Source organism: Siminovitchia sp. FSL W7-1587 (assembly GCF_037963795.1).
GTDB lineage: Bacteria > Bacillota > Bacilli > Bacillales > Bacillaceae_C > Siminovitchia > Siminovitchia thermophila.
In genome coordinates, this window is sequence record NZ_CP150169.1 from 2222592 (window position 1) to 2248906 (window position 26315).

48 protein-coding genes are annotated in these 26315 nt (G+C 41.8%); 6 read left to right on the forward strand and 42 right to left on the reverse strand.

Annotated features, from left to right (window positions below):
* The 13 genes from NST31_RS10315 to NST31_RS10375 form a co-directional block, all read right to left on the reverse strand.
* On the reverse strand, positions 1-189 hold the full coding sequence (locus NST31_RS10315) for a hypothetical protein (protein ID WP_339165405.1): 189 nt from the start codon (positions 187-189) through the stop codon (positions 1-3).
* Positions 186-368 (reverse strand): hypothetical protein, encoded by a 183-nt coding sequence (locus tag NST31_RS10320; RefSeq protein ID WP_339165407.1) that lies wholly within the window; start codon positions 366-368, stop codon positions 186-188. Before NST31_RS10320 ends, NST31_RS10315 begins: the two co-directional genes overlap by 4 nt.
* The gene (locus NST31_RS10325) at positions 361-1146 is read right to left on the reverse strand and encodes an ATP-binding protein (RefSeq protein WP_253191973.1); all 786 of its coding nucleotides are present in this window, start codon (positions 1144-1146) and stop codon (positions 361-363) included. The genes NST31_RS10320 and NST31_RS10325 overlap by 8 nt, the downstream gene beginning before the upstream one ends.
* Positions 1130-1870: a hypothetical protein gene (locus NST31_RS10330; RefSeq protein WP_339165409.1), complete on the reverse strand. Its 741-nt coding sequence runs from the start codon at positions 1868-1870 to the stop codon at positions 1130-1132. Before NST31_RS10330 ends, NST31_RS10325 begins: the two co-directional genes overlap by 17 nt.
* Before the next feature lie 234 nt (positions 1871-2104).
* The gene (locus NST31_RS10335; RefSeq protein WP_339165411.1) at positions 2105-2677 is read right to left on the reverse strand and encodes a YqaJ viral recombinase family protein; all 573 of its coding nucleotides are present in this window, start codon (positions 2675-2677) and stop codon (positions 2105-2107) included.
* Complete coding sequence (locus tag NST31_RS10340) at positions 2661-3308, reverse strand: DUF1071 domain-containing protein (protein WP_339165413.1); 648 nt, start codon at positions 3306-3308, stop codon at positions 2661-2663. Before NST31_RS10340 ends, NST31_RS10335 begins: the two co-directional genes overlap by 17 nt.
* Complete coding sequence (locus NST31_RS10345; protein WP_339165414.1) at positions 3289-3486, reverse strand: hypothetical protein; 198 nt, start codon at positions 3484-3486, stop codon at positions 3289-3291. The genes NST31_RS10340 and NST31_RS10345 overlap by 20 nt, the downstream gene beginning before the upstream one ends.
* Positions 3487-3544: 58 nt before the next feature.
* Positions 3545-4096, reverse strand: a complete 552-nt coding sequence (locus NST31_RS10350) for an NUMOD4 domain-containing protein (protein WP_339165415.1) — start codon at positions 4094-4096, stop codon at positions 3545-3547.
* A gap of 12 nt (positions 4097-4108) precedes the next feature.
* Entirely contained in the window at positions 4109-4309 is a 201-nt protein-coding gene (locus NST31_RS10355) for a hypothetical protein (RefSeq protein ID WP_339165416.1), read from the reverse strand.
* 108 nt (positions 4310-4417) lie between these two features.
* Positions 4418-4693, reverse strand: a complete 276-nt coding sequence (locus tag NST31_RS10360) for a hypothetical protein (RefSeq protein ID WP_339165417.1) — start codon at positions 4691-4693, stop codon at positions 4418-4420.
* The gene (locus NST31_RS10365; RefSeq protein WP_339165419.1) at positions 4684-4947 is read right to left on the reverse strand and encodes a helix-turn-helix transcriptional regulator; all 264 of its coding nucleotides are present in this window, start codon (positions 4945-4947) and stop codon (positions 4684-4686) included. The genes NST31_RS10360 and NST31_RS10365 overlap by 10 nt, the downstream gene beginning before the upstream one ends.
* Positions 4948-5345: 398 nt before the next feature.
* Entirely contained in the window at positions 5346-6143 is a 798-nt protein-coding gene (locus NST31_RS10370; protein ID WP_339165420.1) for a phage antirepressor KilAC domain-containing protein, read from the reverse strand.
* A 9-nt stretch (positions 6144-6152) separates the two neighbouring features.
* Positions 6153-6395, reverse strand: coding sequence for a helix-turn-helix transcriptional regulator (locus NST31_RS10375; RefSeq protein WP_339165422.1), 243 nt, complete (start codon positions 6393-6395; stop codon positions 6153-6155).
* Between the two features lie 170 nt (positions 6396-6565).
* On the opposite strand from NST31_RS10375, the gene NST31_RS10380 reads away from it, so the two are divergent.
* The 6 genes from NST31_RS10380 (at position 6566) to NST31_RS10405 (ending at position 10696) form a co-directional block, all read left to right on the forward strand.
* Positions 6566-6916, forward strand: a complete 351-nt coding sequence (locus tag NST31_RS10380) for a helix-turn-helix transcriptional regulator (protein WP_339165423.1) — start codon at positions 6566-6568, stop codon at positions 6914-6916.
* Between the two features lie 42 nt (positions 6917-6958).
* Positions 6959-7630, forward strand: coding sequence for a minor capsid protein (locus NST31_RS10385; RefSeq protein WP_339165425.1), 672 nt, complete (start codon positions 6959-6961; stop codon positions 7628-7630).
* Positions 7631-7660: 30 nt separating this feature from the next.
* The gene (locus NST31_RS10390) at positions 7661-8437 is read left to right on the forward strand and encodes an SHOCT domain-containing protein (RefSeq protein WP_339165426.1); all 777 of its coding nucleotides are present in this window, start codon (positions 7661-7663) and stop codon (positions 8435-8437) included.
* 71 nt (positions 8438-8508) lie between these two features.
* A complete protein-coding gene (locus NST31_RS10395) occupies positions 8509-9111 on the forward strand; it encodes an ImmA/IrrE family metallo-endopeptidase (protein WP_339165427.1) in 603 nt (200 codons plus the stop codon).
* Positions 9111-9491 carry a hypothetical protein gene (locus NST31_RS10400; RefSeq protein ID WP_339165429.1) on the forward strand — a complete coding sequence of 127 codons (381 nt, stop codon included), beginning with the start codon at positions 9111-9113 and terminating at the stop codon, positions 9489-9491. Before NST31_RS10395 ends, NST31_RS10400 begins: the two co-directional genes overlap by 1 nt.
* Positions 9492-9553: 62 nt before the next feature.
* Positions 9554-10696 carry a site-specific integrase gene (locus NST31_RS10405; protein WP_339165430.1) on the forward strand — a complete coding sequence of 381 codons (1143 nt, stop codon included), beginning with the start codon at positions 9554-9556 and terminating at the stop codon, positions 10694-10696.
* A gap of 89 nt (positions 10697-10785) precedes the next feature.
* Here the strand turns inward: NST31_RS10405 and rpsI are convergent, their stop codons facing one another.
* The 29 genes from rpsI to rplP form a co-directional block, all read right to left on the reverse strand.
* A complete protein-coding gene (gene rpsI / locus NST31_RS10410; RefSeq protein WP_077111582.1) occupies positions 10786-11178 on the reverse strand; it encodes a 30S ribosomal protein S9 in 393 nt (130 codons plus the stop codon).
* A gap of 22 nt (positions 11179-11200) precedes the next feature.
* The gene (gene rplM / locus NST31_RS10415) at positions 11201-11638 is read right to left on the reverse strand and encodes a 50S ribosomal protein L13 (protein ID WP_077111581.1); all 438 of its coding nucleotides are present in this window, start codon (positions 11636-11638) and stop codon (positions 11201-11203) included.
* A 160-nt stretch (positions 11639-11798) separates the two neighbouring features.
* A complete protein-coding gene (truA, locus tag NST31_RS10420) occupies positions 11799-12551 on the reverse strand; it encodes a tRNA pseudouridine(38-40) synthase TruA (RefSeq protein ID WP_077111580.1) in 753 nt (250 codons plus the stop codon).
* Between the two features lie 18 nt (positions 12552-12569).
* A complete protein-coding gene (locus tag NST31_RS10425; protein WP_077111579.1) occupies positions 12570-13367 on the reverse strand; it encodes an energy-coupling factor transporter transmembrane protein EcfT in 798 nt (265 codons plus the stop codon).
* The gene (locus tag NST31_RS10430; RefSeq protein ID WP_077111578.1) at positions 13364-14236 is read right to left on the reverse strand and encodes an energy-coupling factor ABC transporter ATP-binding protein; all 873 of its coding nucleotides are present in this window, start codon (positions 14234-14236) and stop codon (positions 13364-13366) included. The genes NST31_RS10425 and NST31_RS10430 overlap by 4 nt, the downstream gene beginning before the upstream one ends.
* Positions 14212-15051 carry an energy-coupling factor ABC transporter ATP-binding protein gene (locus tag NST31_RS10435; RefSeq protein WP_077111577.1) on the reverse strand — a complete coding sequence of 280 codons (840 nt, stop codon included), beginning with the start codon at positions 15049-15051 and terminating at the stop codon, positions 14212-14214. Before NST31_RS10435 ends, NST31_RS10430 begins: the two co-directional genes overlap by 25 nt.
* Positions 15052-15519: 468 nt before the next feature.
* A complete protein-coding gene (gene rplQ / locus NST31_RS10440) occupies positions 15520-15882 on the reverse strand; it encodes a 50S ribosomal protein L17 (protein WP_077111576.1) in 363 nt (120 codons plus the stop codon).
* 48 nt (positions 15883-15930) lie between these two features.
* Complete coding sequence (locus tag NST31_RS10445; RefSeq protein WP_077111575.1) at positions 15931-16875, reverse strand: DNA-directed RNA polymerase subunit alpha; 945 nt, start codon at positions 16873-16875, stop codon at positions 15931-15933.
* A gap of 160 nt (positions 16876-17035) precedes the next feature.
* Positions 17036-17425, reverse strand: a complete 390-nt coding sequence (gene rpsK / locus NST31_RS10450; RefSeq protein ID WP_077111574.1) for a 30S ribosomal protein S11 — start codon at positions 17423-17425, stop codon at positions 17036-17038.
* Between the two features lie 22 nt (positions 17426-17447).
* A complete protein-coding gene (gene rpsM / locus NST31_RS10455) occupies positions 17448-17813 on the reverse strand; it encodes a 30S ribosomal protein S13 (RefSeq protein ID WP_077111573.1) in 366 nt (121 codons plus the stop codon).
* A gap of 18 nt (positions 17814-17831) precedes the next feature.
* Complete coding sequence (gene rpmJ / locus NST31_RS10460) at positions 17832-17945, reverse strand: 50S ribosomal protein L36 (protein ID WP_048601043.1); 114 nt, start codon at positions 17943-17945, stop codon at positions 17832-17834.
* Between the two features lie 33 nt (positions 17946-17978).
* Positions 17979-18197, reverse strand: coding sequence for a translation initiation factor IF-1 (gene infA, locus NST31_RS10465; protein WP_077111572.1), 219 nt, complete (start codon positions 18195-18197; stop codon positions 17979-17981).
* The gene (locus NST31_RS10470) at positions 18175-18510 is read right to left on the reverse strand and encodes a KOW domain-containing RNA-binding protein (RefSeq protein WP_077111571.1); all 336 of its coding nucleotides are present in this window, start codon (positions 18508-18510) and stop codon (positions 18175-18177) included. The genes infA and NST31_RS10470 overlap by 23 nt, the downstream gene beginning before the upstream one ends.
* A gap of 15 nt (positions 18511-18525) precedes the next feature.
* Complete coding sequence (gene map / locus NST31_RS10475) at positions 18526-19272, reverse strand: type I methionyl aminopeptidase (protein ID WP_077111570.1); 747 nt, start codon at positions 19270-19272, stop codon at positions 18526-18528.
* Positions 19272-19922, reverse strand: coding sequence for an adenylate kinase (locus NST31_RS10480; protein ID WP_077111569.1), 651 nt, complete (start codon positions 19920-19922; stop codon positions 19272-19274). The genes map and NST31_RS10480 overlap by 1 nt, the downstream gene beginning before the upstream one ends.
* Positions 19923-19968: 46 nt before the next feature.
* Positions 19969-21261: a preprotein translocase subunit SecY gene (gene secY / locus NST31_RS10485; RefSeq protein ID WP_077111568.1), complete on the reverse strand. Its 1293-nt coding sequence runs from the start codon at positions 21259-21261 to the stop codon at positions 19969-19971.
* Positions 21261-21701: a 50S ribosomal protein L15 gene (rplO, locus tag NST31_RS10490; protein ID WP_077111567.1), complete on the reverse strand. Its 441-nt coding sequence runs from the start codon at positions 21699-21701 to the stop codon at positions 21261-21263. Before rplO ends, secY begins: the two co-directional genes overlap by 1 nt.
* Before the next feature lie 28 nt (positions 21702-21729).
* Positions 21730-21912 carry a 50S ribosomal protein L30 gene (gene rpmD, locus NST31_RS10495; protein ID WP_077111566.1) on the reverse strand — a complete coding sequence of 61 codons (183 nt, stop codon included), beginning with the start codon at positions 21910-21912 and terminating at the stop codon, positions 21730-21732.
* 13 nt (positions 21913-21925) lie between these two features.
* Positions 21926-22426, reverse strand: coding sequence for a 30S ribosomal protein S5 (gene rpsE / locus NST31_RS10500; RefSeq protein WP_077111565.1), 501 nt, complete (start codon positions 22424-22426; stop codon positions 21926-21928).
* A gap of 21 nt (positions 22427-22447) precedes the next feature.
* Positions 22448-22810 carry a 50S ribosomal protein L18 gene (gene rplR / locus NST31_RS10505; RefSeq protein WP_077111564.1) on the reverse strand — a complete coding sequence of 121 codons (363 nt, stop codon included), beginning with the start codon at positions 22808-22810 and terminating at the stop codon, positions 22448-22450.
* A 30-nt stretch (positions 22811-22840) separates the two neighbouring features.
* Entirely contained in the window at positions 22841-23377 is a 537-nt protein-coding gene (rplF, locus tag NST31_RS10510; protein ID WP_077111563.1) for a 50S ribosomal protein L6, read from the reverse strand.
* A 28-nt stretch (positions 23378-23405) separates the two neighbouring features.
* Entirely contained in the window at positions 23406-23804 is a 399-nt protein-coding gene (rpsH, locus tag NST31_RS10515) for a 30S ribosomal protein S8 (RefSeq protein ID WP_077111562.1), read from the reverse strand.
* A 29-nt stretch (positions 23805-23833) separates the two neighbouring features.
* A complete protein-coding gene (locus NST31_RS10520; protein ID WP_077111561.1) occupies positions 23834-24019 on the reverse strand; it encodes a type Z 30S ribosomal protein S14 in 186 nt (61 codons plus the stop codon).
* 24 nt (positions 24020-24043) lie between these two features.
* Positions 24044-24583: a 50S ribosomal protein L5 gene (gene rplE, locus NST31_RS10525; protein ID WP_077111560.1), complete on the reverse strand. Its 540-nt coding sequence runs from the start codon at positions 24581-24583 to the stop codon at positions 24044-24046.
* 18 nt (positions 24584-24601) lie between these two features.
* A complete protein-coding gene (gene rplX, locus NST31_RS10530; RefSeq protein WP_077111559.1) occupies positions 24602-24952 on the reverse strand; it encodes a 50S ribosomal protein L24 in 351 nt (116 codons plus the stop codon).
* A gap of 35 nt (positions 24953-24987) precedes the next feature.
* Positions 24988-25356 (reverse strand): 50S ribosomal protein L14, encoded by a 369-nt coding sequence (gene rplN, locus NST31_RS10535; protein ID WP_077111558.1) that lies wholly within the window; start codon positions 25354-25356, stop codon positions 24988-24990.
* A gap of 48 nt (positions 25357-25404) precedes the next feature.
* Entirely contained in the window at positions 25405-25668 is a 264-nt protein-coding gene (gene rpsQ / locus NST31_RS10540; protein WP_077111557.1) for a 30S ribosomal protein S17, read from the reverse strand.
* 18 nt (positions 25669-25686) lie between these two features.
* Positions 25687-25890, reverse strand: coding sequence for a 50S ribosomal protein L29 (gene rpmC, locus NST31_RS10545; RefSeq protein WP_077111556.1), 204 nt, complete (start codon positions 25888-25890; stop codon positions 25687-25689).
* On the reverse strand, positions 25880-26314 hold the full coding sequence (gene rplP / locus NST31_RS10550; protein WP_077111555.1) for a 50S ribosomal protein L16: 435 nt from the start codon (positions 26312-26314) through the stop codon (positions 25880-25882). Before rplP ends, rpmC begins: the two co-directional genes overlap by 11 nt.
* Position 26315: the final 1 nt, after the last annotated feature.

Here is a 26315-nt window from a genome sequence, read left to right on the forward strand (position 1 = left end):
CTAAAACCACGCATTTTCACTGTTTTCCGTGTCGATTTCCCGGAAGGCCATCAACACCGCTTGTTCTTTTAATTCCTCGTAAGACAGGTCATGGACTGACCTGCCGTCCTCCGTGCGTGTCCAGCCTTTTGAAAGGAGCTCTTCCAGGACAAACTTCCGTTTTATATTTTCCGGAATGCACGTTCTCACGCCGATCCTACCCCCATCCCAAATTTCGCTTTGGCTTCTTCTAGCCGCCTCAATCTTTCTGCCCGTTCCTCTGCCAATTTCTCCGCCTTTTTCGGCCCACATACGGGGCATGCGTGGAAAAAAGCCAATGCCCCGCCCGCGTCTTTGATCACGTGGGTTCCTCCGCAAAAATTACACATCCCGTTTACCCCCTTTTAAAAACTGTCTCCTACGGTAGTCTTTTCCGTTCATTACAATCGTTTCGGTATTCATCATCATCCGGGAGAAAATCCTTCTCAGGTCTTTTGTTATTTCAAATTCACCGGATGACAGATTTGTTGTGTAAACATTGTGCTTACCAGCCCTTTGGTCGATTACTTCAAAGATTTTTTGTATTGCCCATCCGGACGCTTCACCTTCTGCCCCGATATCATCAAACACAACCAAATCGACTTCTCCTATGGCATTTAAAATACGTTCCTCGCCATATTCGCTGTTCTTGTTGTATGTATTCCTAATTTTCGTTAACAGCTTTGGAGTGGAAATAAAAATTGTTGTATATCCCTTTTCGGTTAATGCTTTAGCAATTGACATGGACAAATGGCTTTTTCCCGTCCCGAACGTCCCTTGAAATAACAGATTCTTAGGGTTTTTAATATCAAATTCTCCGACAAACTTTTTTGCTTTTTCATACGCCTTCCTAAATTCAGCAGGTTCAAAATTATCAAATGAAGCATCTTTCAAAGCAGGATTAATTAAGCTGTTTTCCTCAAATATCCGTTTGAGTCTTGCCTTTTTAGCTTCCTGCTGCTCTTTCTTCACAATCTCGTAAACTTCACATTCGCAACCTTTTTTCCCTTCAAACCATTCACCTTTTTTAGGACCAAATAAATGTTTTGCCCTAATTACCGATACTTTATTTCCGCACCCCTCGCACACATAAGTTCTTTTGACCTCACCATTAAAATCCGTAGTCATATTGGCTATCGTCCCCACTGACTGCATTGCCTAGTTCACCGCCTTTATTTTTCAGCTTGATTAAACCCCTTCGAGCTTCATGTTCATTTGTGTGCCTTAAGATTCCAAGCGTGTACTGCTCTTTCTTATCGTCATGCTTTTCAACGTGATTCCAGATCGCGTAATTAATCTGGTTCGCAGAGTATTTTTGTAACTTTTCAATGAAATTGACTAAGATATTCGCTGAAATAGTACATGTCTGCCTTGTATGACGTATACAGTCAAAATACGAGACTAGCAATTTATGATTAACTCCCACTGGTATAGCGTTGGTTCGCGAAGCGAAATCAACAAAGATTTCTGCATCTTCGGTAGAGGACAGATTTTTGTTTTTTACGGGAGCTTCGGCGATATATTCTTTTAATGTTTTATTGATGTTATATATGTTGTTTATAAATGCTGTTATAGTATGTGGAATCTCATGTGGATTCTCTTGTGGTTCCTCATGTGGATTGCTATTTTTTGACATGTCTTCCTCCTTACTGCCGCAACGGTTTGGCGCTTTGCTCTCATGTGGATTCTCTTGTGATTCCTCATGTGGATTCTCTTGTGGATTTTTTGACTCTTTTTTGTTCCTTTTTTCATAGGTGGCAAGTGATTGAAAATCCTTGTAATGACTGACTGTAATTAACATTCCTCGCTTTTGAGGGAGAGTTTTAACTGTGATGTATTTCGATTCCTCCAACCTGTTCAAGCATCCTCTGATCACGTCCCTTGACCATCCAAGTTCCTTGGAAAGATCAGACATAACGATAATTGTTTGTCCGATTTGGCAACGTTCAGACGGAATATAATTGGCTTCATCTATTAAAAATTGGTACATCATTTTATCTTTGGTGCTTTGGAACTTTAATCGGGGCTGGATGACAAACCCCGATGTCTGTATTGATTTTTCCTCCACCATCGCCCCGATCGCTCCTTATTTTGGAAAAACACTTATACTCTTGCAGTGTTCCAGGTAATCAATCTTTTGTTTGTGTACTGTGATTTCGTCCGTTGTAACAGGTACCATGACTTCAAATAGTTTGCTGGGGGCAAGTTGATCAAAAGGGTTTATCATGAGTGCTTTGTCAACCTGGTACGCAATTACGGACGCTTCTCTTAAGTCAAAGATGTACATGTAATGAATCAGCTGGCGCTTGTAATTCAATGGGACCTTTTCTTTCAAAAACCATTCAAATGCTTTTTTGGTTGCTTTAACGTCTGACACTTTATTCCCCAAGATATAGTCCGTGTTTGCTCTGGCAATCCCCTTTACCTTCTGCGCATCTCGAATGCCTTTGACTTTATTGATTCGTTCGTATAGATCCAAGATGTCATGCTCCAAAATCGTTCCTACGGACATATGAATGTTTGAGAAAGAATCACTAGGTGATTCGGATAGTTTGCTAGCCCACCATTTTTTAAAACTGGTAGATTCATAGTTCATGTAAATCATGTTTGCTTCCGAACCACCTATGAATTGATTCCTGTCATCAGTTGTTTTGATCATTCAGTATCACTTCTAACTGGCCGATTAATATCTTTTTGGCAGCATGGTCATTTGATCTATAAAGCTTGTGAATTTCTTCTTTGGTAGTTTGCAAGACTGTGTAAAGTTCGTCTTTGTCACCAACTTTTTGAAGTGCTCTTGCAAATAAAGTTGTGATTTGATCGTTTAATGTGGCCGCTTCATTCTGATTGAGTTCTTTTTGGATTTCTTGATCCGTGTTAATCAATTCTTCTTCCTTGATCCAAAGACTTAACCCCAATCCTGTGTTAATGGCTACAGCCTTCACAAATCCCCTCTGCTTGGCTCTGTTTATGTCTAGTTGATTCGGGTTACTTACCGGGTATATGCCATTAACAACTGGATAATCTTCCTCATATCGAACGCCATCGATTTCCACCCACACACTTACAAAAGGCGATTCGCCGTTAGGGTTGTAAAAACAAGGGTAGTCATTATCGTTCTTTTTCATCCCGTACCTAACACTTTCAGCCCCATGCTGATATAACAGCTTGATGCAGTTGGCCCATTCTAGGTAGTCTAAAGTGAGTGGTGAATTTTTCTTTACTGGCCTTTTGGCTACTTCATTTGACAGGTCGACTTGAAATAATTCATTAAACGGCTTTAATGCCAATTACATCTTCCCCTTTGTCTCTTGTGTCATATTCCAAGGCTTCATATACTTCCCTAAAATCTTCAAATACCGGACTCCCTGCAAGTGTGGGAGCATGTTTCCGTAGTGCTTCGTAAAATGATCTAAGCATCAAATTTTCCGGTTCCCATACCGGACCGTTAGGAGTGTTGAAATTCATTCCGTTTCCTCCTTCAGTGTGTTATAATCGGCTTAACATATATTTTTAAATTACATTTTTATGGCCGTGTTGCAGCACGGCTTTCTTTGTGCCTCCAGATGTATCCACCTGCCGTTTTACGAACGCCTCTACAAACCCTTTTTATGCCCATTCGATCAATCCCGGTCTCACGTCCCGCGCTATAAACCGATGGAAACTCTTGTAGGATTTCTCCTGTTTTTTTGTCTATTTGCAAAACCCTCTTTCCTGCATTTTGACTGACTGGTACTTTTGCAAGTCCATTTTTATAAGCGTGGATAGAGTTCTCGGATGGAGTAACCCACTCTAAATTACCCAAAACGTTATTTCCCTTTACTCCGTCCTTGTGGTTCACGTACTCCTTATTAAGAGGATTATCAATAAACGCTTCTGCAACTAACCTGTGAACATGATGGTGCTTCATTTTTCCATTCAAATACAGAGAAACTTTTTTATAACCTTTTGAATCAAATGTCTTTAAGGTAATAACTTTTCCGAATTTGATTGACCTTACATTGCCTAGATCAGATACTTCATACTCGCCCTCATAACCCTTTACAGGCTTCCAAACTTCTGAAACACTGTTGTTCATGCAACCCCCTCCTTATGTTGCATACGTAAATTTCGCATTTTGATACTCTGCAAGGTAATCCTCCAGGTTCGATCTAAGTACAACTTCTCCATCAATCTCAACAATGGGATCTCCCTCCATGATCTCGTCTCCCATAGCATCTACACCCCATACTTTTTCAGCGTCATCCCATAGATGATCAAGCACCATCGGATTTTCGATTGGGTATGGCATTTTGCTTGCTCCTTTCCGAAAAAATGAAATTTGTTGTGTACAAGATTCCAATGGCTATAAACGGCACTCCGAAAAACGTGAAGGCTGTCCAAAAGTTATCACCTAGCATCAGCACCACTTTCCTCGCCATATAAAATGCTCTACATTAACCCCTTGTGCTTGCATTTCAGTGATTAAGGCTTTCAATTTATCCTTCTGTTTTTTCTTTTCTTGCATTTCTTCAAGTGATTTAAGTGATCTTACTACATGCTCTGCGGCTGTTCGTGCTTGTTTATAATCTCCGTCAAAAAATGCTGATCTCATAGTAAAGAGACAATTGGTGGCACAAACCATTTCTTTGTATGCTGGAATTTGATCCGATTCAAGAAAATTTTTTAAATCCATATGATGAGACCTCCTATTAATATCGTTATATTTTGCAATATCGTTGTGACGTCGATGCCGCATAACATTGCCGCAACAACCTCTGAGGCGTGAGTTGCTTGACCCCACCGAACAGCGTCCTCAACTGTTAATTTAAGTCTGTTGTTTTCCAGTCGAGAAACCGCACTGCGGGACAAATAAATTTTATCTGCCAATTCTTCTTGACTAAGCCCCGCATTTAACCTCACCTTCCTTAAAATTTGTCCAAACGCCATTTCTTTGCTCACCTCCTTGTTGCAGAATCTGCACATGTGCAGAACGTGAACAGTCAAATGTCTCAAAAACTAGTAAACTTGTATTAAGAGATTCCTTTGAAGTAGTTGGTTTTGTAATGGACATACTCAATGTTTTTATTCATCCATTCAAAAACTTCATCCCTTGGATAACGGGCTTGAACAACTTTTGACTTCGGAAAGCCCTCCATCCGAATGATGTTCTCAACAGTGGGTAGTGCCACTTGGAAAATTTCAGTTAGATGCTTTTTCTTAAGCAAAGGAGGATATGAATGCTTTTGACGAGCATCATTCAGGCCTTGCTCGTACGCCTTTTGGAGTGTATCTTTAAGCATTGTTTCCAAAAGGGTTGTATTTAGCGATTCGGAAGTAGGTAACATTTAGATCACCGACCTTTCTGGCTTGAATTCCCTCAAGAGTATCTGGCACAGCTTGACCTGACCTTTGCCAGTAATTAATGTAGTTAGCTTTTCAACGTCACCAGACGATCTGCTAACAACTGTAGGCTTGACTTCGAATAATCCTTGTTCGATGTATAGCTGCTTTGGATTATTCTTTTCTCTACCTGATTTGATAAGAAATCCTTGCTCACGTAACCAGTCGAACATTTTGTTTCGCCCAAGATTAATGCCGTGTTTTTCGTACACCATCTTTGAGAAAGACCCTACATTGATGGATGTGCTTGAATTAGACACAACCTTACCAAAGCTTGTATATGGCGCATCTAAACGTTGCTGCTCGATTACCATTGCTTTTTCTTGTTCAGCTCTCAAACGTTGTTCTCGCTCTACTTTCAATGTTTGAAGCAATTCAATCCCGAAGTCAGGGTTACTGATAATGTTCTCGATTGTAGTTGGTGTTGCATATAATCCGTACTTTCTGATAGAGGGTAATACTTCCGAAGTAACCCATTTCCTGAACCGTTTCGCTTCTGGTTTACGACTATCGAGAATGACATCATACAGACCATCTTCGTTTACAAAAGTGGCTTGTTGGATTCCGCCAGTAGTTTTAAGGGGGTGTTTTGAAACCACATCCTTTTCCAAACGCCTTGCTACTGTCGCTATGTGACCAAGTCCTAAAATTTTGCAAACATCTTTTAGTAAAAACTTAGGTTGGCCTTGATCACTAATTATTGTTAGTTCCTGACCGTCAAACATTTTGGTTAACTTATTCATGGTTACCTCCTATATGGCTTGTTTTGATTTAGTTTCTATTTTGGAATATTCATCTGATAAAAAAAGTTGGTTCATTGGTATTTGAAGGATTTTAGCCACCATCATGACTTCTTCCGCTTTGAATTTATATTGGCCAACTTCTCTTTTGTAATACATAGAACCGTTGGTGAGATTAAGCTTTTTGGCCATATCGTCGATGGTGTATCCTTTTTTCTTACGTTTTTCTAGGATGATGTTTAAGTTGATTATCATGTTTACACCTCACTTCGGAATATTCTATTTTAGAAATCTTAAATAGAGTATACATATTCCAAAATAGAAAGTCAACGCGTTTTCGAAATTCTTTTTTAGAAATTTTGTTGTTTTCTATTTTAGAAATTATATAATGAGGTTAAATGCTGTAATAGCAAGGAGAATCCATTATGGATATTGGAAAAAGAATAAGAAAACTGAGAGAAAGAAGAGGGATTGAACAACTTGAACTAGCAAAGATGATTGGTATCTCTCAAAGCAAAATGAACAAAATAGAAAGTGGTTTTCAAAAAAGAATTGAACCGGATATTCTTGTTGATTTATCTAACGTTTTGAACGCTACTGTCGATTATTTAGTTGGTAAATCGGATCAGCCTCACTTAACAGAGGAAGAATCCTTTGAAGAATTTATAAATGATCCTGAATTAAAGCGTTGGCATCGAGAATTGCCAAAAACACCAGAAGAAGATTTAAGGAGGCTTCGTAAGATGTGGGAGATTATGAAAGAAGATAGGAAATAACCTCATGTGGAAAGAAGTCCAATTTTCATAAAGGGTGATCTTATGAACTTATTTAAGTTATTTAAAAAGAAACATGTGTCCATATCTCGTTACAAGGATTATCCTGAACAACCTTTTATATCCTCAGATAGAGATATAAAGGAGTGGTTGAAACAAGCTGAAACGTTTCCTGATCAATCGTTTGTAAAAAGAGAAATGATGGTCAGAAATGAGGATGGATTGCTACCAGGACACATTTATATGTTATATTGGCTCAACAAATTTACAAATAAGAGAATCCCGCAATATTTTGAATATGAGTATGGTATTGATTTCGAAAAAGAAGTAATTCTATTGCGGGATCGAGAATTACTTGATAAGTCTTTGAAACCAACAAATAATGGTTTGAACATAATGAACAAATACCAATATATTATTGAAAAACACAATATGAAGAATAAAAGGAAAACAACAGAAGAAATATACGAATCTGCAATAAAAGAAGCGCTTACTCAAAAACAGTCCTTATTAGAAGGTGGATTTTTTCAATATGAATACATAGGTGGAAAGGATTCCTGTCCAACTTGTAATAAATTAGACGGCCAAATATTTAATATTAATGATATGGTTGTTGGAAAAAACGCCCCGCCAATGCATAAAGATTGCCGTTGTACCATTGCTGCACATTCTGATCGAGTAGAATGGGATAGGAAACTTAAAATGAGAGGATTGTAATTAATATATTAATTAATCAGGAGGGACATCATGGTTTTTTTTAGTACAAAAGAGGAGTGCGCTATTTGTGAAAACGAAACTGGCAAACGGAAAATAGCAGATAATAAGTGGGTATGCTCCAGCTGTTTTAAAAAAGCAGACAATAAAAAGCTTGAATCTTTAAATAAGCCTGTTAAAAAGTTGACAGTTGAAGATATTAAGGCTGCCATTGAAGTTAAAAAAGCGAATGATAATGAGCTTGCTAATTTTAATCCAACTAAAAAAATTGATACCTTTATGGAGTTTGATGATAATCAACAAAAATGGTTAGTCTTATCATCATTTCTCGGAAAAAGGAACAAATCTACTGTTTATAATTACAGCGATATCATAGATTTTGAGTTGTTAGAAGATGGAGAATCGGTTGCATCTGGAGGTTTAGGTAGAGCTTTGGTAGGTGGTGCTCTATTTGGAGGTGCTGGTGCTGTTGTGGGTGCAGTAACTGGCAAAAAGAAAACTAAAGGCGTATGCAATAGTTTGAAGCTAATAATAACCGTCAATGACTTTAACAATCCAACTGTTTACGTAAATTTTATTGAGTCACCAACTAAAAGAGATGGATTTGTTTTCAAAGAAATGTATCAGAGCGCCCAGGAATGCTTATCAACCCTTCAATTAATCTGTGATAGGCAAAAAAATAACAGTAGGCAAATTGAAAACAAAACGTCCGATGCAGATGAAATAAAGAAATTCAAAGAGTTGCTTGATGAGGGCATCATTACACAAGAAGAATTTGACACCAAGAAAAAAGAACTATTAGGTTTATAAGGTTTTCGCCCATTTTTGGGCTTTTCTTTTAAACACAACGAGAACATACGTTTGTGAAGCAGGGGGTCATTATGATGATTTACAGCAATTTAGAAGACTTCGTAAAAAATATATACCGAAAAATAGGGATATTAACGCCAAATGAAATTGATATGCAAACAATAGCAGATTCATTAAATATTAAGCTCCGTTTTTGGGATGAGCCAAGCGAGGCAATAGAAAACAATGGAGAATACTGGATTCTTCTTAATGAAGATTTAGGGCCAACAGAACAATGGCAAGATTTTGCCCATGAATTATGTCATGTTTTGCAGCATGAGGGTTATCAACAAAACATGCCAATAAGTTTTAGACTTTATCAAGAGGTTAAAGCAGAAAGCTTTATGTATAACTTTTGCGTACCCACATTCATGTTGGAAGGTTACGAGATTGCTAATTATTACAACATCGAGGATGGAGTGCCTATTATAGCAAGAGATTTTAATGTCACAGAGGAATTTGCCAGGAAGAGATTAGTTCACCTAAGAAATAAGATTTTACAGGCGAAATCGGATGAAGAACACCGCCGGTTTATGGAAAGGCTTTATCCAAAGGCTCCGCCTTATAATGACGAGACTAATAAAGTGTTAGATCAATTAAATGCCATACTAAAAAAGAAAGGAGTAAAAGCATAATGCCACAGCAAAGACTTTACTATGACTATGTTGACGGGGAATTGATTCCTTTTTGGTATGTTCTAACCTTTCAACACCGTGAATTAAACTGGGACAAGCCTATCCATTACTATGAAGCATACAAGCCTTTTGAGTATGTGGAACGGGATGAATTCGATGGGACAATCATTAGTATGACAATTACTCTCGCTGATTTTATATTCAATAGACAATCACCTATAAGAATCGGCTTAAATATCGCTGTCATAAAAAATCGGATCATGAGATATGGTGTTGATCCTGACGTTGTACGGCAGTTTGTTTTGTCTACACCAGAAATAGATGATTTATTAGCGTTGCTGCCGGCCGAAAGAAAAATCAGCTTAGTTGTTGGTTCTTAGTTTTAATACCTGGATTGATAATCGCATAAAAAATATATCACCTTATGAAAGGAGTAATAATTGTGGCTTCATTTCAGAAGTACAAGACTAAACAGGGAACGCTTTGGTTATTCAAGACTTATGTAGGGATTGACCCAAAAACAGGAAAAAGAAAACCCACTACCAGGAGGGGGTTTAAAACAAAAAAAGAAGCGCAGGAAGCTGCTAGGATTTTGGAAGACGAAGTCAAGTCTGGAATTTATCACAGAAACAATCTTACTTTTAAACAGGTGTTTGATGAGTGGTGGTCCTCACATAAAAACACAATAAAATTAAGTACACAAAACGCAAAATTATCAAAGTTCAACAGACATATTTTACCGTGGTTTGGTAATGTCAAAATGGTAGATATAACTAAACAGTATTGCCAAAAATTTGTAGATGAATTATCCAAAAAAATTAACTCTGTCACTGATATAAAGATTCAAGCCAATCTCGTATTTAAGTATGCATTGAAACATGACTACATTACTCGTAATCCTATGCACTATGTTGAAATACCAAAGAAAGATGAAGAAGAAATAATTGAAGAAGGTGAAGTTAGAAATTTTTGGACAAAGGAAGAGTTAGACAAATTCCTTTCCCTTGGGTTAAAACATATGACAACACAAAATTATGTTTATTTTTATATGTTGGCTTATACAGGAATGAGGAAGGGAGAGTTAATCGCACTTGAATGGAAAGATGTTAGCTTTGAGTCCAATACTATAAGAATTAATAAAACAATGTTCTTCAAAGATGGAAAGGAAATTATTCAAACTACAAAAAAATATGCATCAAGAAGGACAATAGCTATTGATAGTGATACGCTCAAATTACTCAAGAAGTGGAAAATAAAACAAAAAGAAAATTTCTTGTCTGATGGAGTTACCGAAAACATTATCAATGTTTTTACAAGAGAAGATTTAAGACCATTAAGATTGGCCATGCCAAATGACATCCTTAAAAGCTTTATCAAGAAGCACAAACTAAGAAAGATTACTGTGCATGGACTTAGACATACTCATGCATCAATTCTTTTTGAAGCAGGAGCAACTATTAAAGAAGTACAAGAGAGGTTGGGGCACAAAGAAATCGAAACAACAATGAACGTCTATACCCATGTATCTAAATTTGTGGCCAAAAAGACAGCAAATACCTTCAGTGATTACATGAAAAAAATATAAATATGGTCAAAATATGGTCACGAGTCTATTTTGATCATATAAAAAGACCCTTTCCACATAAGTGAAAAGAGCCTTTGACCGTTGATATATTAACGCTTCGAGAACTGCGGTGCACGACGAGCAGCTTTAAGACCGTATTTTTTACGTTCTTTCATGCGCGGGTCGCGTGTTAAGAGTCCGGCGCTTTTCAGAGGTGCACGGAATTCTGGATCAGCTTGAAGCAGCGCACGGGCGATGCCGTGACGAATGGCTCCTGCTTGACCAGTGTATCCGCCGCCGTTTACATTGACCAATACGTCGTAGTTGCCCAATGTTTCAGTAGCCGCCAACGGCTGTTTAATGACTTCGCGCAATGCTGCGAATGGAATGTAGTCTTCTACTTCACGATTATTAATAACGATACGGCCTTCGCCGGGTACTAAGCGTACGCGGGCGACTGAGCTTTTACGTCGGCCTGTACCATAGTATTGAACTTGTGCCAAAATAATTGCCCTCCCTTTCAAATTATCCGCGAAGCTCGTAAGTTTGCGGTTGTTGTGCGTGATGTGGATGTTCAGGTCCTGCGTAGACATGAAGCTTTCTGTACATTTGACGTCCTAAAGGTCCTTTTGGAAGCATGCCTTTGATGGCGAGTTCAAGCATTTTTTGTGGTTGCTTTTCCTTCATTTCCTGTGCGGTTCTTTGCTTGATGCCTCCGAGGAAGCCTGTATGGCGGTAGTAAATTTTGTCGCTCCATTTATTACCAGTTAGTTCGATTTTTTCAGCATTTACGATAATCACGTGATCGCCTGTGTCAATATGAGGTGTGTAAGTTGGTTTATGTTTGCCGCGCAAAATGCTCGCCACTTCAGATGCAAGACGGCCAAGCGTTTTGCCTTCAGCGTCAACAACGTACCATTTACGATCGATTTCTCCGGCTTTAGCCATATACGTAGTACGCATTTGTTACCCTCCAATTTTGCAAAAATTAGCTGTTGTTATTTTCATCACAATAAGTTTCCGGGGCTTATCGTGGAATTGAAAAAATAATACCATAGGATATTTTATCGGTTTTGGCAAGTGAAGTCAAGAACAATTTGTACACCTGGGCAGGTTGTTATTATCAACATGGCCGTTTTCCGTAATAGACTTCCCACAAATAGAGTCCTTCGGGGGGAGCAGTCTTCCCTGCCAAGCGGCGATCTTTCGCCGCCAAAATGTCTTTCATTTCCTCCGGGGCCCTTTTTCCTGCTCCCACTTCCAACAGCGTTCCCACTATAATTCTCACCATATTATATAAAAATCCGTTCCCGGTAAAGGTGAATATGATTTCCTCATGACGCTCTTCAATGTCAAGACGCGAAATGGTTCTCACTTTGTTCGCCATTTCTGTTTTTGCCGAACAGAAACTTGTAAAATCATGGGTTCCTTCCACAAATCGTGCCGCGCTTCTCATTCTTCCAATATCCAGGTTTCGAGATACATGAGCATAATAATGGCGTTTAAAAGGGTCTCGTGTCTCACGATTGTACAGATAGTACTTGTACGTTTTTCCGACTGCGTCGAAACGGGCGTGAAAGTCGGGCTCTGCCGCTTCCACATTCAAAAAAGATATATCTTGCGGCAGGAGGCCGTTCAACGCCTTCACCCATCGTTCTGGAGGCAGGGACAGCCCAGAGTCGAAGTGAATGACTTGTCCGCGCGCATGGACCCCTGCATCGGTACGTCCTGAAGCCGTAACCGCAATATGGCGTCCCTTATGCATTTTTGCGAGCACTTTTTCAATTTCGGCTTGGATCGTCCGTCCCTTCGGCTGGATTTGGTAGCCGGAGAAGCCTGAACCGTCATATTCAATCGTTCCTTTATAACGCTGCATGTACTGTAACCCTCTTTTTTAAGATCTCCATAAAATTAGCAGTATGGCCAGTATGATGAAGGCACATCCCGCGAAAACATCGCGCCGAGCCCATTTCAATAAACGGTATTTTGTCCTGCCTTCTCCCCCGCGGTATCCCCGCGCTTCCATGGCGGTCGCAAGTTCTTCAGCCCGTTTAAAGGAACTGACGAACAGGGGAATCAACAGCGGAACGATCGATTTCAGCCTGTCCTTTATGGGACCGCTGGAAAATTCAACGCCCCTGGCCATTTGCGCTTTCATGATTTTATCCGTCTCATCCATAAGCGTTGGAATAAAACGCAATGAGATGGACATCATGAGCGCCAATTCATGAACTGGAAACTTGATTTTCTTGAGAGGTTTCATCAAGCTTTCAAGCCCGTCTGTCAATGTAATCGGCGTTGTTGTCAACGTAAGCAACGTCGTGACAAACACGAGCAGGAAGAAGCGAAGCGAAATAAAGATCGCCTGGCGAAGCCCTTCTTCGTATATGTTAACATTGCCGATACTGTAGATGACATCCCCTTCTTTGTTGAAAAAAAGTTGCAGGAAGAAAGTAAAAATGATCAGTATGAGAACGGGTTTTAAACCATTGATTAAAAACTTCACATTCATTTTGGACAAAATAATCAATAAAAAGACAAACAGAACAAGCAAACTATATGTCAGCGTATTATTCGCCAAGAATACAATAGCGATAAATCCGAACACAAACAGCAGTTTTGTTCTCGGATCCAATAAGTGAATGACCGATTCACCGGGAATATAACGCCCAAAAATCATTTTTTCCATCATGGGAGCATGCCGCCTCCCTCTTTTAGCTCTGCCAGCAGGTCGGACAGTTCTTTGATGGAAAGACATGTTTTTCCAAGCTTTTTATTTATTTTTTGCTCTAGCCGATATTGAAATTTGACGACTTGGGGTACATCCAGCCCCAGTTCAAGAAGTTCTTCCGGATTGGAAAAGATTGTTCTCGGATCGCCGGTTTTTTGTATCCGGCCTCTATGCATGATAACAATTTCATCGGCATATTTCGCCGCATCTTCCATGCTGTGCGTTACTAGAATGGTAGACAGGCCCTTTTCCTGATGCAAGCGGTAAAACATCTCCATAATTTCCGTTCGGCCGCGCGGATCAAGCCCCGCTGTTGGTTCGTCCAACACTAATACTTCCGGTTCCATCGCCAGCACTCCGGCAATGGCAACCCGGCGCATTTGTCCGCCGGAGAGATCAAACGGGGATTTTTGCAATATGTCTTCATCCAGACCTACTTCTTTTATTAGTCTTCTTGCCCTTTTTTTAGCTTCTTCTTCAGAAATGCCGAAATTCATCGGTCCAAAACAAATGTCTTTTTCAACAGTTTCATCGAAGAGTTGATGTTCAGGAAATTGGAATACGATGCCGACTTTTTGCCGGATGCTGCGCAGGTTCTTCTCTTTCTTTCCCGCTGTAATCGTTCTGTCGCCGATTGTAATTTGCCCTTTTGTCGGCTGCAGCAGAGCGTTTAAATGTTGGAGAATGGTAGACTTTCCGGAACCGGTATGGCCGATCAAGGCGATGAATGAGCCTTCCTTGATACGGAGGTTGATGTCTTGGATGGCTAGGCGTTCAAACGGTGTATTGGCTGAATACTTATATTCTACTTCTTGAAGTGTAATTTCCATAGATCATTCACCAACTCTTCATCTGTCAAATACAATTTCGGCAAGCCAAGCCCCACTTTCCTAAGCGTATGGCTCATTTTAACTGGGAAAGGAATATCAAGCCCAAGAGTAATCAACTCTTCCTCCAGTTCAAAAATCTCTTCCGGTTTGCCGTCTTTATACACCTGGCCCTGGTTCAGAATGATCATTCTATCTGCCTTGGCGGCTTCTTCCAGATCATGCGTAATCGATATGACTGTCAATCCTTGTTCATCTTTTAATTCTCTTACCGTCTGAAGCACTTCCTCACGCCCCAGCGGATCGAGCATGGATGTCGCCTCATCCAGAATGATAACATCCGGCCTGAGTGCAATAACACCTGCTATAGCCACGCGCTGCTTCTGGCCTCCTGAAAGATGATGTGGCTCCTGGTTGAGAAAATCATACATATGCACCCGTTCGAGTGCCTCTTTTACACGTACGGTCATTTCTTCATGTGGAACACCGTTATTCTCCATCCCAAAAGCCACATCATCTTGTACGGTCGTACCGACAAACTGATTATCCGGACTTTGAAAAACCATTCCGACCATTCTGCGGATATCCCAAACCGTCTCTTCGTTTAAAGGAAGATTCTGAACTTTGATCATCCCGTGTTCAGGAAATTGGAGTCCATTCAAAATTTTGGCCAATGTCGACTTTCCTGAACCGTTATGGCCCACAATAGCCAGCCATTCGCCCTCTTCTATAGAAAACGATACATCTTTTAAGGCGTAGGATTCCTGTTCTTCATACCGAAAAGAAATATTTTCTATGGAAATGATCGGTTTAGCCATCCTTTGCCCCTCCTCCAGCAAGCATTGACGTTTGCTGATTCGTCCATAAACAGAAAAAAGCCTGCACCTTTCTCCAGGTCACCGGCTGAACCGGCGCCTCACCCTTGCGGATGACCGTGGGAGAAGGTGCATGAAGCTAGACAGGGTCACAAACATTGTGCCTATCGTAACGCTCTTTTAAGCTTTAAAGAAAAGTGCAAGCGCCTGGACCAGCCCCCACTAGCAGAAGACGAGGCTGCTGATTTTAATTCTTGTGAAGCTTCATAAAATAAGCCTCATGCGAGCTTGCCACAAAGTAAGCAACCCTAGGAATAATAGCTTTGGGTAGTCTGCTTCCCTGCAAGTTTCTGCTAGCGACCTCCAGGGGCTAGGCGCTGGATCTGGACATCATCCAGCATATGAAATGACACATTATTTAAAGAAAAAGGGCATTAGACGTACGCCCTGCCCTGTAGTTTTTCTTTTGAATTACACTAATTCAATAATAACCATTGGAGCTCCGTCTCCACGGCGTGGTCCGAGCTTCATGATTCTAGTATAGCCGCCTTGACGTTCTTCATATCTAGGGGCAATATCGGAAAACAATTTTTGTAATGCATCTTGGTTCGCTTCGGCATCTGCCACTTCTTTACGAATGAAGGCGGCTGCCTGGCGGCGGGCATGTAGATCTCCACGTTTTCCAAGAGTGATCATTTTTTCCACAACAGAGCGAAGTTCTTTTGCACGCGCTTCTGTTGTTTCAATCCGTTCGCTGATAATTAAGTCAGTAGCCAAGTCGCGAAGCATGGCTTTGCGTTGCGCGCTTGTACGTCCTAATTTACGATAAGACATTTCGTTTCCCTCCTTTGTTGTGGCAAATTCATTATGTCGTTTCTCTTTTTAATCGTCTTTTCGAAGTTCCAGCCCAAGCTCTTCCAGCTTGCCTTTTACTTCTTCCAGCGATTTTCTTCCCAAGTTTCTTACTTTCATCATGTCTTCTTCGGTCTTATTGGCCAACTCCTGAACCGTGTTAATGCCGGCCCGCTTGAGGCAGTTGTAAGACCTGACGGAGAGATCAAGTTCTTCAATCGTCATTTCAAGGACTTTCTCTTTTTGATCTTCTTCTTTTTCGACCATGATTTCAGCATGCTGGGCTTCGTCCGTCAACCCAACGAAAATATTTAAATGCTCTGTTAAAATTTTGGCTCCAAGTGAAATAGCCTCTTCCGGACTGATACTTCCGTTTGTCCATACATCCAATGACAGCTTATCGAAGTTTGTCATTTGGCCGACACGTGTGTTTTCCACTTGATAATTGACGCGCGATACAGGTGTATAAATTGAGTCGATCGGTATAACGCCAATCGGTAAATCATCGCGCTTGTTCATATCAGCGGGCGTATATCCGCGGCCTCTTTTGGCTGTCATGCGAACTCGAAAGTTGCCGTTTTCGGCTAATGTGGCAATATGCAGATCCGGATTTAGTATTTCTACATCACTGTCATGCATAATGTCCGATGCTTTCACTGCGCCTTCGCCTTGTGCATCTATTTCCAACGTTTTTTCTTCGTCAGAATAAATCTTGAGAGCTAGTTTCTTAAGATTAAGGATGATAGAGGTAACATCTTCGACGACACCTTCTATGGTTGAAAATTCATGCTGTACCCCTTCGACCTGAATCGAGGTGATCGCTGCACCTGGGAGTGAGGATAATAGAATACGACGCAAGGAGTTACCCAATGTTGTACCATACCCACGCTCAAGCGGTTCGACAACGAACTTTCCATAATTAGCATCATCGCTGATCTCAATCGTTTCTATTTTCGGCTTTTCAATCTCGATCATTCACATATACCCTCCTTCAAAACGTCGAAATTCCGGCGGCCCGAAATTCCCCATGCTACATTTGTCTGTGCAACAACTTGATGAGGAACAAATTGAATGTAACCATAAATTCATATATTACCCCATTATAGACAGGTAATACCGAATTTATACAAATTCATTATACACGACGACGTTTTGGCGGACGGCATCCGTTATGAGGAACAGGTGTTACATCACGGATTGCTGTTACCTCAAGTCCTGCGGCTTGAAGAGCACGAATTGCCGCTTCACGGCCTGCACCTGGTCCTTTTACAGTAACTTCCAAAGACCTCATGCCATGCTCCATCGAAACTTTCGCAGCTGTTTCTGCAGCCATCTGGGCAGCAAATGGAGTAGATTTACGGGAACCTTTAAATCCAAGCGCACCAGCTGAAGACCAGGAAACGGCATTTCCTTGCGCATCTGTAATCGTTACGATTGTATTGTTAAATGTAGAGCGAATATGCGCGATCCCTGTTTCTATATTTTTTTTCACACGACGTTTACGAGTATTCGTTTTACGTGCCATTGTATATAACCTCCTTTACCTATTATTTTTTCTTGCCCGCTACAGTTTTACGAGGGCCTTTTCGAGTCCGTGCGTTATTTTTCGTGTTTTGTCCACGCACCGGCAGTCCGCGGCGATGGCGAAGCCCCCGATAAGAGCCGATTTCCATCAAACGTTTAATGTTTAAAGACACTTCACGGCGAAGGTCTCCTTCAACTTTTAAACCGTCAACGATATTACGGATTTTATCCAATTCGTCATCCGTCAAGTCTCTAACGCGTGTATCTTCGGAAACACCCGCTTCCTTGAGAACTTCGATAGCTGTATTTTTTCCGATACCGTAAATATATGTGAGCGCAATAACGACGCGCTTTTCACGTGGAATGTCCACTCCGGCTATACGTGCCATAAGTTTTGCACCTCCTTATTATCCTTGTTTTTGTTTATGTTTCGGATTTTCACAGATTATCATAACTTTGCCTTTTCTACGGATAATTTTGCACTTCTCGCAGATCGGCTTTACTGATGGCCTTACTTTCATTTTTTTAAAACCTCCTTAACAGCCTGAAGTGCACTACTTAAAGCGGTATGTGATTCTTCCCCGTGTCAAATCATATGGAGAAAGCTCTACAGTTACTTTATCACCAGGCAAAATACGGATGAAGTGCATACGGATTTTACCCGATACATGCGCAAGTACCGTATGGCCATTTTCTAATTCTACCTTAAACATGGCATTTGGCAAAGTGTCTACTACCTTGCCTTCAACTTCAATGACGTCTTCTTTCGCCATCCAACTCGTCTCCCTTCTCTAAGTCTTCCAAAACTTCTTCCACAAATTTTCCAAGAGCCCATCGTAACTTCCCATTGGTGACCCGCCCAGTTTCCAACAAGCTTCTGCGTACTTCTTCATTCATGTAGTCTTGGCACTGAAGATGTTGAATGTTTTTCTTTTTGGGACTGTCAAATTTTCTTTTTTCCCCATCCGCGATGAATACAAACTTATCATCCAACCGCTGGATTACAACCGCGTATTGTCCCGCATCCCGTCCTTTTTGGATCTGGACAATCTGGCCTATTTGGGGATTCGAATCAGACTCTTTCAACGAGATCACCTGCGCTCACAGTTTTGTCAAAATCTCAAAACCGGTTTCCGTAATGGCTATTGTATGTTCAAAATGCGCACACATTTTCCCGTCAACTGTCACGACAGTCCAATTGTCCGGAAGCGTCTTTACATAGCGGCTCCCCGCATTGACCATCGGCTCAATAGCCAGTGCCATTCCGGGCTTCAAGCGCGGTCCTTTATCAGGTGGACCATAATTGGGAATTTGCGGATCTTCATGTAAGCTTTGACCAATCCCATGCCCTACATACTCACGGACAATGGAAAAACCTTCTGCTTCCACAAATGTTTGTATCGCATGAGAAATATTTGAAAGACGAGCGCCCGGCTTGGCTTGTTCCAATCCCATATAGAGGGATTTTTCCGTAACATCGAGCAGCTTTTGCGTTTCATCATCGATCTTGCCCACTGCATAGGTCCATGCCGAATCACCGTGGTACCCGCTATATTCGGCTCCAATGTCCAGGCTGACGATGTCACCCTCGTTCAGAACACGGTCTCCGGGTATGCCATGGACAAGCTCCTCGTTGACCGAAACACAGATGCTCCCGCTAAATCCGTTATAGCCTAAAAAAGAAGGATGTGCACCTTGTTGCCTGATAAAGCTTTCAGCAATGCTATCTAATTGTTTCGTCGTAATACCAGGCTGAATATGCTTCTTCAACTCTTGATGAGTCATGGCAACAATTCGTCCGGCTTCTCTCATTAATTTAATTTCTCGGGGTGTTTTTGTAATAATCATTATTTCAAATCCTTTAAAAGAGCATCAATGTCAGAGAATACTTGATCAATATGCTGCTGGCCATTGATGTTTTTTAAATAGCCTTTCCCGCGATAGAAATCCAGAAGCGGCTGCACCTGTTTCATGTTAACGTCGAGTCTGTTTTGGACCGTTTCTTCGTTGTCATCTTTGCGCTGATACAATTCTCCGCCGCAACGGTCACATACACCAGGCTCTTTTGGCGGATTAAAGATCAGATGGTAGGTGGTGCCGCATTCCTTACAGATTCGGCGGCCTGTTAACCGCTCTACCAATATATCTGCATCTACATCAATGTTAAAGACATAGTCGATTTTTTTTCCAAGCTCAGACAATATATTTTCAAGGGCTTCTGCTTGTGGCACTGTTCTGGGAAAACCGTCAAGAAGGAAGCCATGTTCGCAATCTGTTTTGCCTAAACGTTCACGAACGATACCAATTGTTACTTCATCGGGAACGAGCTCCCCTTTATCCATAAAGGATTTCGCCTTAAGTCCCAATTCCGTTCCCTCATTCATTGCTGCGCGGAACATATCTCCTGTTGAAATATGAGGAATTTGATATTTGTCAACAATCTTATCGGCCTGTGTACCTTTTCCAGCACCAGGAAGTCCCATTAACACTAAATTCATTCAAATCTCGCCCCTCTGCAACCACTCGGGCTTAACCGCCCGCATGTTATTTAATGAAACCTTTGTAATGGCGCTTTACTAGCTGAGCTTCCAGTTGTTTCATCGTTTCAAGCGCAACACCGACCACAATGAGCAATCCTGTACCGCCGATTTGGGCTGCCTCCGGCAAGCCGGCAAATTTAATAAAAAATACAGGCAGAATGGAAATCACCGCAAGAAACAGCGCTCCGACAAATGTCAGTCTATATAGTACACGCGTCAGGTATTCTTGCGTATTTTTCCCTGGACGTATACCAGGTATATAACCGCCTTGCTTTTTCAGGTTTTCGGAGACTTTTTCCGGATTCACCTGAACAAAGGCGTAAAAATAAGTAAAGGCGATAATCAAAACGACAAAAATAGTCATGCCGATAGGCTTTGTATGATCAAAATAAGATTGGATCGTACTGGCCGTATCACCTGAACCAAAAAATGTCACGACTGTTTGTGGTGCTACTAAAAACGCGCTTGCGAAGATAACTGGAATAACTCCAGCGGCATTCACCTTTAACGGCAAATGTGTATTTTGTCCGCCGACAGGGTTGCGTCCATCCATGCGCTTTGCATATTGGATTGGAATTTTACGCAATGCCTGCTGGACAAATACGACGCCAACAATGATTGCGACGACTGCGAGCAGGATAAGCAGCATGACGACAATTCGAATGAATAGTTGTTCTCCTGCACCTTCAAATTGCGTTGCATAGATCTGGTTTACTGCATTAGGAATGCCCGCGACGATTCCGGCGAAAATAAGAATGGAAATTCCGTTGCCGGCGCCATTTGCCGTAATTTGCTCGCCCAGCCACATCAGGAATGCTGTTCCTGCTGTCAGGACGACGGCAATCGTAACATACGTGCCAAATCCAGGATCCTTTATCAGTTGAAGCTGTGTCATTCGGTTAAAGCCAAAAGACATGCCTATTGCTTGTATAAATGCTAATACAATGGTGAAATAGCGGGTGAATTGTGCCAGTTTACGGCGCCCGACTTCACCTTGCTTGGACCACTCCGTAAATTTTGGCACAACATCCATTTGCAACAGTTGCACGATGATGGATGCTGTAATATATGGCATAATGCCCATCGCAAAAATAGAGAAATTTTGAAGGGCACCTCCACCAAAAATATTCATGAAACCAAACAAACTCGCCTGATCCTGCAATTTAAGCACATCGGCATCTACATTCGGTACGGGGATAAAAGCCCCGATTCGAAACACAACCAGCATTAACAGCGTAAAAATGATCTTTTTTCTAATATCCTTTACACGCAACAGGTTGGAGATTGTCTGGAACATTAAATCACCTCAGTAGTACCGCCTGCTGCTTCAATTGCTTCTTTGGCGGCAGAGGAGAATTTATTTGCTTTTACAGTCAACTTTTTCTCGATATTGCCTTTTGCAAGGATTTTAACTCCAGACTTTTCGTTGCGGACGACTCCTGTTTCAATGAGGAGCTCCGGCGTCACTTCCGTGCCTTCTTCGAAACGATTGAGTACATCAAGATTCACAATCGCATATTCCTTGCGGTTAATATTTGTGAAACCGCGCTTTGGTAAACGTTGGAATAAAGGTGTTTGGCCACCCTCAAATCCCGGCCGTACTCCGCCGCCTGAACGGGCATTTTGTCCTTTATGTCCTCTGCCGGCTGTTTTTCCGTTGCCAGAGCCAATTCCGCGCCCAACCCGGTTGCGTTCTTTGCGGGCTCCTTCAGCAGGTTTTAACTCATGCAATTTCATTCTGGACACCTCCTTCTTCCTTTTGCTCTTACTGTTCTTTGACCGTTACAAGATGGGAAACTTTGTTAATCATTCCCCTGATCGCCGGATTGTCATTATGCTCTACTGTTTGGTTGATTTTGCGCAAACCGAGCGCTTCGACAGTGTCACGCTGATCTTTCGTACGGCCGATCAAGCTGCGAGTGAGGGTGATTGTTAATTTTTGAGCCATGATCTTCCCCTCCTTAACCTAACAATTCTTCGACTGATTTGTTACGTAACTTCGCTACGTCTTCAGCTCGTTTTAGATTTTTAATTCCTTCGATTGTTGCTCGAACCATATTAATCGGCGTGCTGGAACCAAGAGATTTTGAAGTGATATCAGCAATGCCGGACAATTCTAATACCGCACGAACCGGTCCGCCGGCAATTACTCCCGTACCTTCGTTGGCAGGTTTGAGAAGAATTTGTCCTCCGCCGTAACGTCCGATAATTTCATGTGGAATCGTAGAACCAACGAGAGGCACTTCGATCATATTCTTTTTCGCATCTTCGATCGCTTTGCGGATTGCTTCAGGAACTTCCTGGGCTTTACCAGTACCGAATCCAACGTGACCATTTTTGTCACCGACAACAACAAGCGCGGTAAAGCGGAAGCGCCGTCCACCTTTCACAACTTTTGCGACACGGTTTACTGTAACTACACGTTCTTCTAAATCAAGTTTGTTCGCATCAATTTGACGCATGTAGTTCGTCCCTCCTTTTAATTAGAATTCTAGGCCATTTTCACGAGCAGAATCAGCCAATGCTTTTACACGTCCATGGTACAAATAACCACCGCGGTCGAATACGACTGACTTGATGCCCTTTTCAACTGCGCGTTTGGCAATGAGCTCTCCTACTTTTTGCGCGGCTTCCACGTTACCCGCCGCTTCGAGGCCGAGGTCTTTTTCTTGCGTAGAAGCACTGGCAATTGTTACTCCCTTTTCATCATCGATCAATTGGGCATAAATATTTTTATTGGAACGATACACGCTTAAGCGCGGGCGCTCTGCTGTACCGCTTAATTTCACACGGACACGCGCATGTCTTTTCTTGCGTACTTTATTCTTATCGAGCTTGGTAATCATGCGAGTCACTCCTTTCAGTACCTAGCGGCTTTATTTACCTGTTTTTCCTTCTTTGCGGCGGACGTATTCACCTTCGTAACGAATACCTTTGCCTTTGTACGGCTCAGGCGGGCGTACCGCACGGATGTCAGCAGCCAAGGCTCCTACTCTTTCTTTATTGTAACCTTTAACGACTACTTTTGTGTTGGATGGAACATCAATTTCGATGCCATCTTCCGGATTGAATTCAACAGGATGTGAATAACCTACGTTTAATACGAGCTTTTTACCTTGTTTTTGGGCACGGTATCCAACTCCGACCAGTTCAAGCGACTTTTCAAAGCCCTTTGATACTCCTTCCACCATGTTCGCAAGCAAAGAACGGGTTGTTCCGTGCATGGAGCGATGGTCTTTTGCATCAGATGGACGGGAAACCGTGATCGTATTATCTTCAATGTTGATGTTCATTTCGGAATGAAAGTTATTTGTAAGCTCACCTTTTGGACCTTTGACAGTAACTTTATTTCCGTCCTTTGTCACTGTTACGCCAGAAGGGATTTCAATTGGTTTGTTACCAATACGGGACATTTTTACACCTCCGTTCTTGTATGAGAAATTACCAGACGTATGCGAGTACCTCGCCGCCAACTTGTTTTGCTCTCGCATCTTTATCGGACAATACGCCTTGAGACGTAGAAACAATCGCAATTCCAAGGCCGTTTAATACTTTTGGCACTTCATTCGCTTTTGCATATACGCGAAGGCCTGGTTTGCTGATGCGTTTTAGTCCGGTAATAACGCGCTCGTTATTAGCTCCGTATTTAAGGAAAATGCGAAGGATACCTTGCTTGTTATCTTCTATAAACTCAACGTCACGAATGAAACCTTCTTTTTTCAATATTTCTGCGATTTCTTTCTTGATGTTGGAAGCAGGAACCTCCAAAGTTTCGTGACGAACCATATTCGCATTGCGAATTCTTGTCAGTAAATCTGCTATCGGATCAGTCATTACCATTTATATTTACCTCCTTCCCAGTTTCGGTCTTACCAGCTGGCTTTTTTGACGCCAGGAATTTGACCTTTGTAGGCCAACTCGCGGAAACAAATCCGGCATAGTTTAAATTTGCGAAGGACAGAGTGCGGACGGCCGCATCGTTCGCAACGAGTGTATTCTTGCACTTTGAATTTTGGTGTGCGTTTTTGCTTCACAACCATAGATTTTTTAGCCACTATTTCGCCTCCCTTTTATTTTGATTACTTTTGAAACGGCATTCCGAATCCGGCAAGAAGTTCACGAGCTTCTTCGTCCGTTTTAGCCGTAGTGACGATCACAATATCCATACCACGAACTTTGCTGACTTTATCGTAATCAATTTCTGGGAAAATGAGTTGTTCTTTAATGCCTAATGTATAGTTGCCGCGTCCGTCAAATGCTTTTTTGGAAATTCCACGGAAGTCGCGTACACGCGGAAGCGAAACGGAAACGAGTTTGTCGAAAAAGTCATACATGCGTTTGCCACGAAGCGTAACCTTCGCGCCGATCGGCATGCCTTCCCGTAGGCGGAAGCCCGCAATAGATTTTTTTGCTCTTGTGACAACCGGCTTTTGTCCTGTGATCAAAGCCAATTCTTCAACGGCGTTATCGAGCAATTTTGCATTCTGAACAGCATCGCCAACACCCATGTTCACAACGATCTTTTCAATTTTAGGTACTTCCATTACAGATTTATAGTTAAACTTGCTCATGAGAGCAGGAGTGATTTCTTTTTGAAATTTTTCCTTTAGGCGGCTCATGTCGTGTACCTCCCTTCACTAAACAGTTTTTACGTCATCTAATATTTCGCCTGATTTTTTGGCTACACGAACACTTTTTTCTTTTTCGCTGCCATCTTTCATTTTAATTGTTACTCTTTTATAGCCGACTCTTGTCGGTTCATTCGTTTTTGGATCAATGACCATTACGTTAGACACATGGATTGCTGCTTCTTTTTCAAAGATCCCGCCTTGAGGATTGTCTTGGGAAGGTTTGGCGTGTTTTTTCACAATGTTGACGCCTTCTACAAGTACACGTTCCTTTTTAGGGAATGCGGCAAGCACGGTGCCTGTTTTTCCTTTGTCTTTTCCAGTAATAATCATTACTTTATCGCCTTTTTTGACATGCATTCAAGCGCACCTCCTTATGACCTAAATGTAATTCCTTAAAGAACTTCAGGAGCCAAAGATATGATTTTCATGAAGTTTTTATCGCGAAGTTCGCGGGCAACCGGTCCGAAGATACGAGTTCCTCGAGGCGCTTTATCATCACGGATAATGACACATGCATTTTCGTCGAATTTGATGTAAGAACCATCCGGACGACGGGCTCCACTTTTTGTCCGTACAATAACAGCCTTTACGACGTCGCCTTTTTTGACAACGCCCCCAGGTGTTGCATTTTTCACTGTGCACACGATGACATCCCCAATATTAGCCGTTTTACGGCCGGATCCGCCAAGCACTTTAATGGTTAATACTTCACGGGCGCCAGAGTTGTCAGCCACCTTTAAACGGGATTCTTGTTGAATCATCTCATTTTACCTCCCTTCGGAAATCGTATATATCCGAAAAAATGTTGATTATATAATGACGGCTTTTTCTACGACCTCTACGAGGCGGAAGCGTTTTGTAGCCGATAGCGGGCGAGTTTCCATAATCCGGACGATGTCCCCTACTTTTGCTTCGTTTTGCTCATCATGAGCCTTGAGCTTTTTCGAGTACTTCACGCGTTTGCCGTACAAAGAGTGCTTTTTATACGTTTCGACCATTACTGTGATGGTTTTATCCATCTTGTCGGAAACAACCCGGCCAGTATACACTTTACGTTGGTTGCGTTCACTCATATCGCAAACCTCCTATCATTATCGATTGTTAACCCCAATCTCTCTTTCGCGGACGATTGTTTTCATCCGAGCGATATCTTTGCGTACTTCTCTGATGCGGGCGGTATTTTCAAGTTGCCCAGTCGCCAGTTGAAAGCGAAGGTTAAATAGTTCTTCTTTTAAAGACTTAATATTTTGTTCTATTTCGGCAGTGGTTAATTCACGTATTTCATTAGCCTTCATCTCGTTCACCACCAATTTCTTCTCGTTTAACAAACTTGCACTTTACTGGAAGTTTGTGAGACGCCAGACGAAGTGCTTCACGCGCAACTTCTTCAGGTACCCCGGCAATTTCAAACATGATTTTTCCTGGTTTTACAACAGCTACCCAGCCTTCTGGAGCCCCTTTACCGGAACCCATGCGGACCTCCAATGGCTTTGCAGTATAAGGTTTGTGCGGGAAAATTTTAATCCATACTTTACCGCCACGTTTCATGTAACGGGTCATGGCAATCCTGGCAGCTTCAATTTGGCGGTTTGTGATCCAAGAAGCTTCCAAAGCCTGTAATCCATATTCGCCAAAGCTTACTTCCGTGCCGCCTTTTGCCTGGCCACGCATTTTTCCGCGATGCTCGCGGCGATACTTTACACGTTTAGGCATTAACATG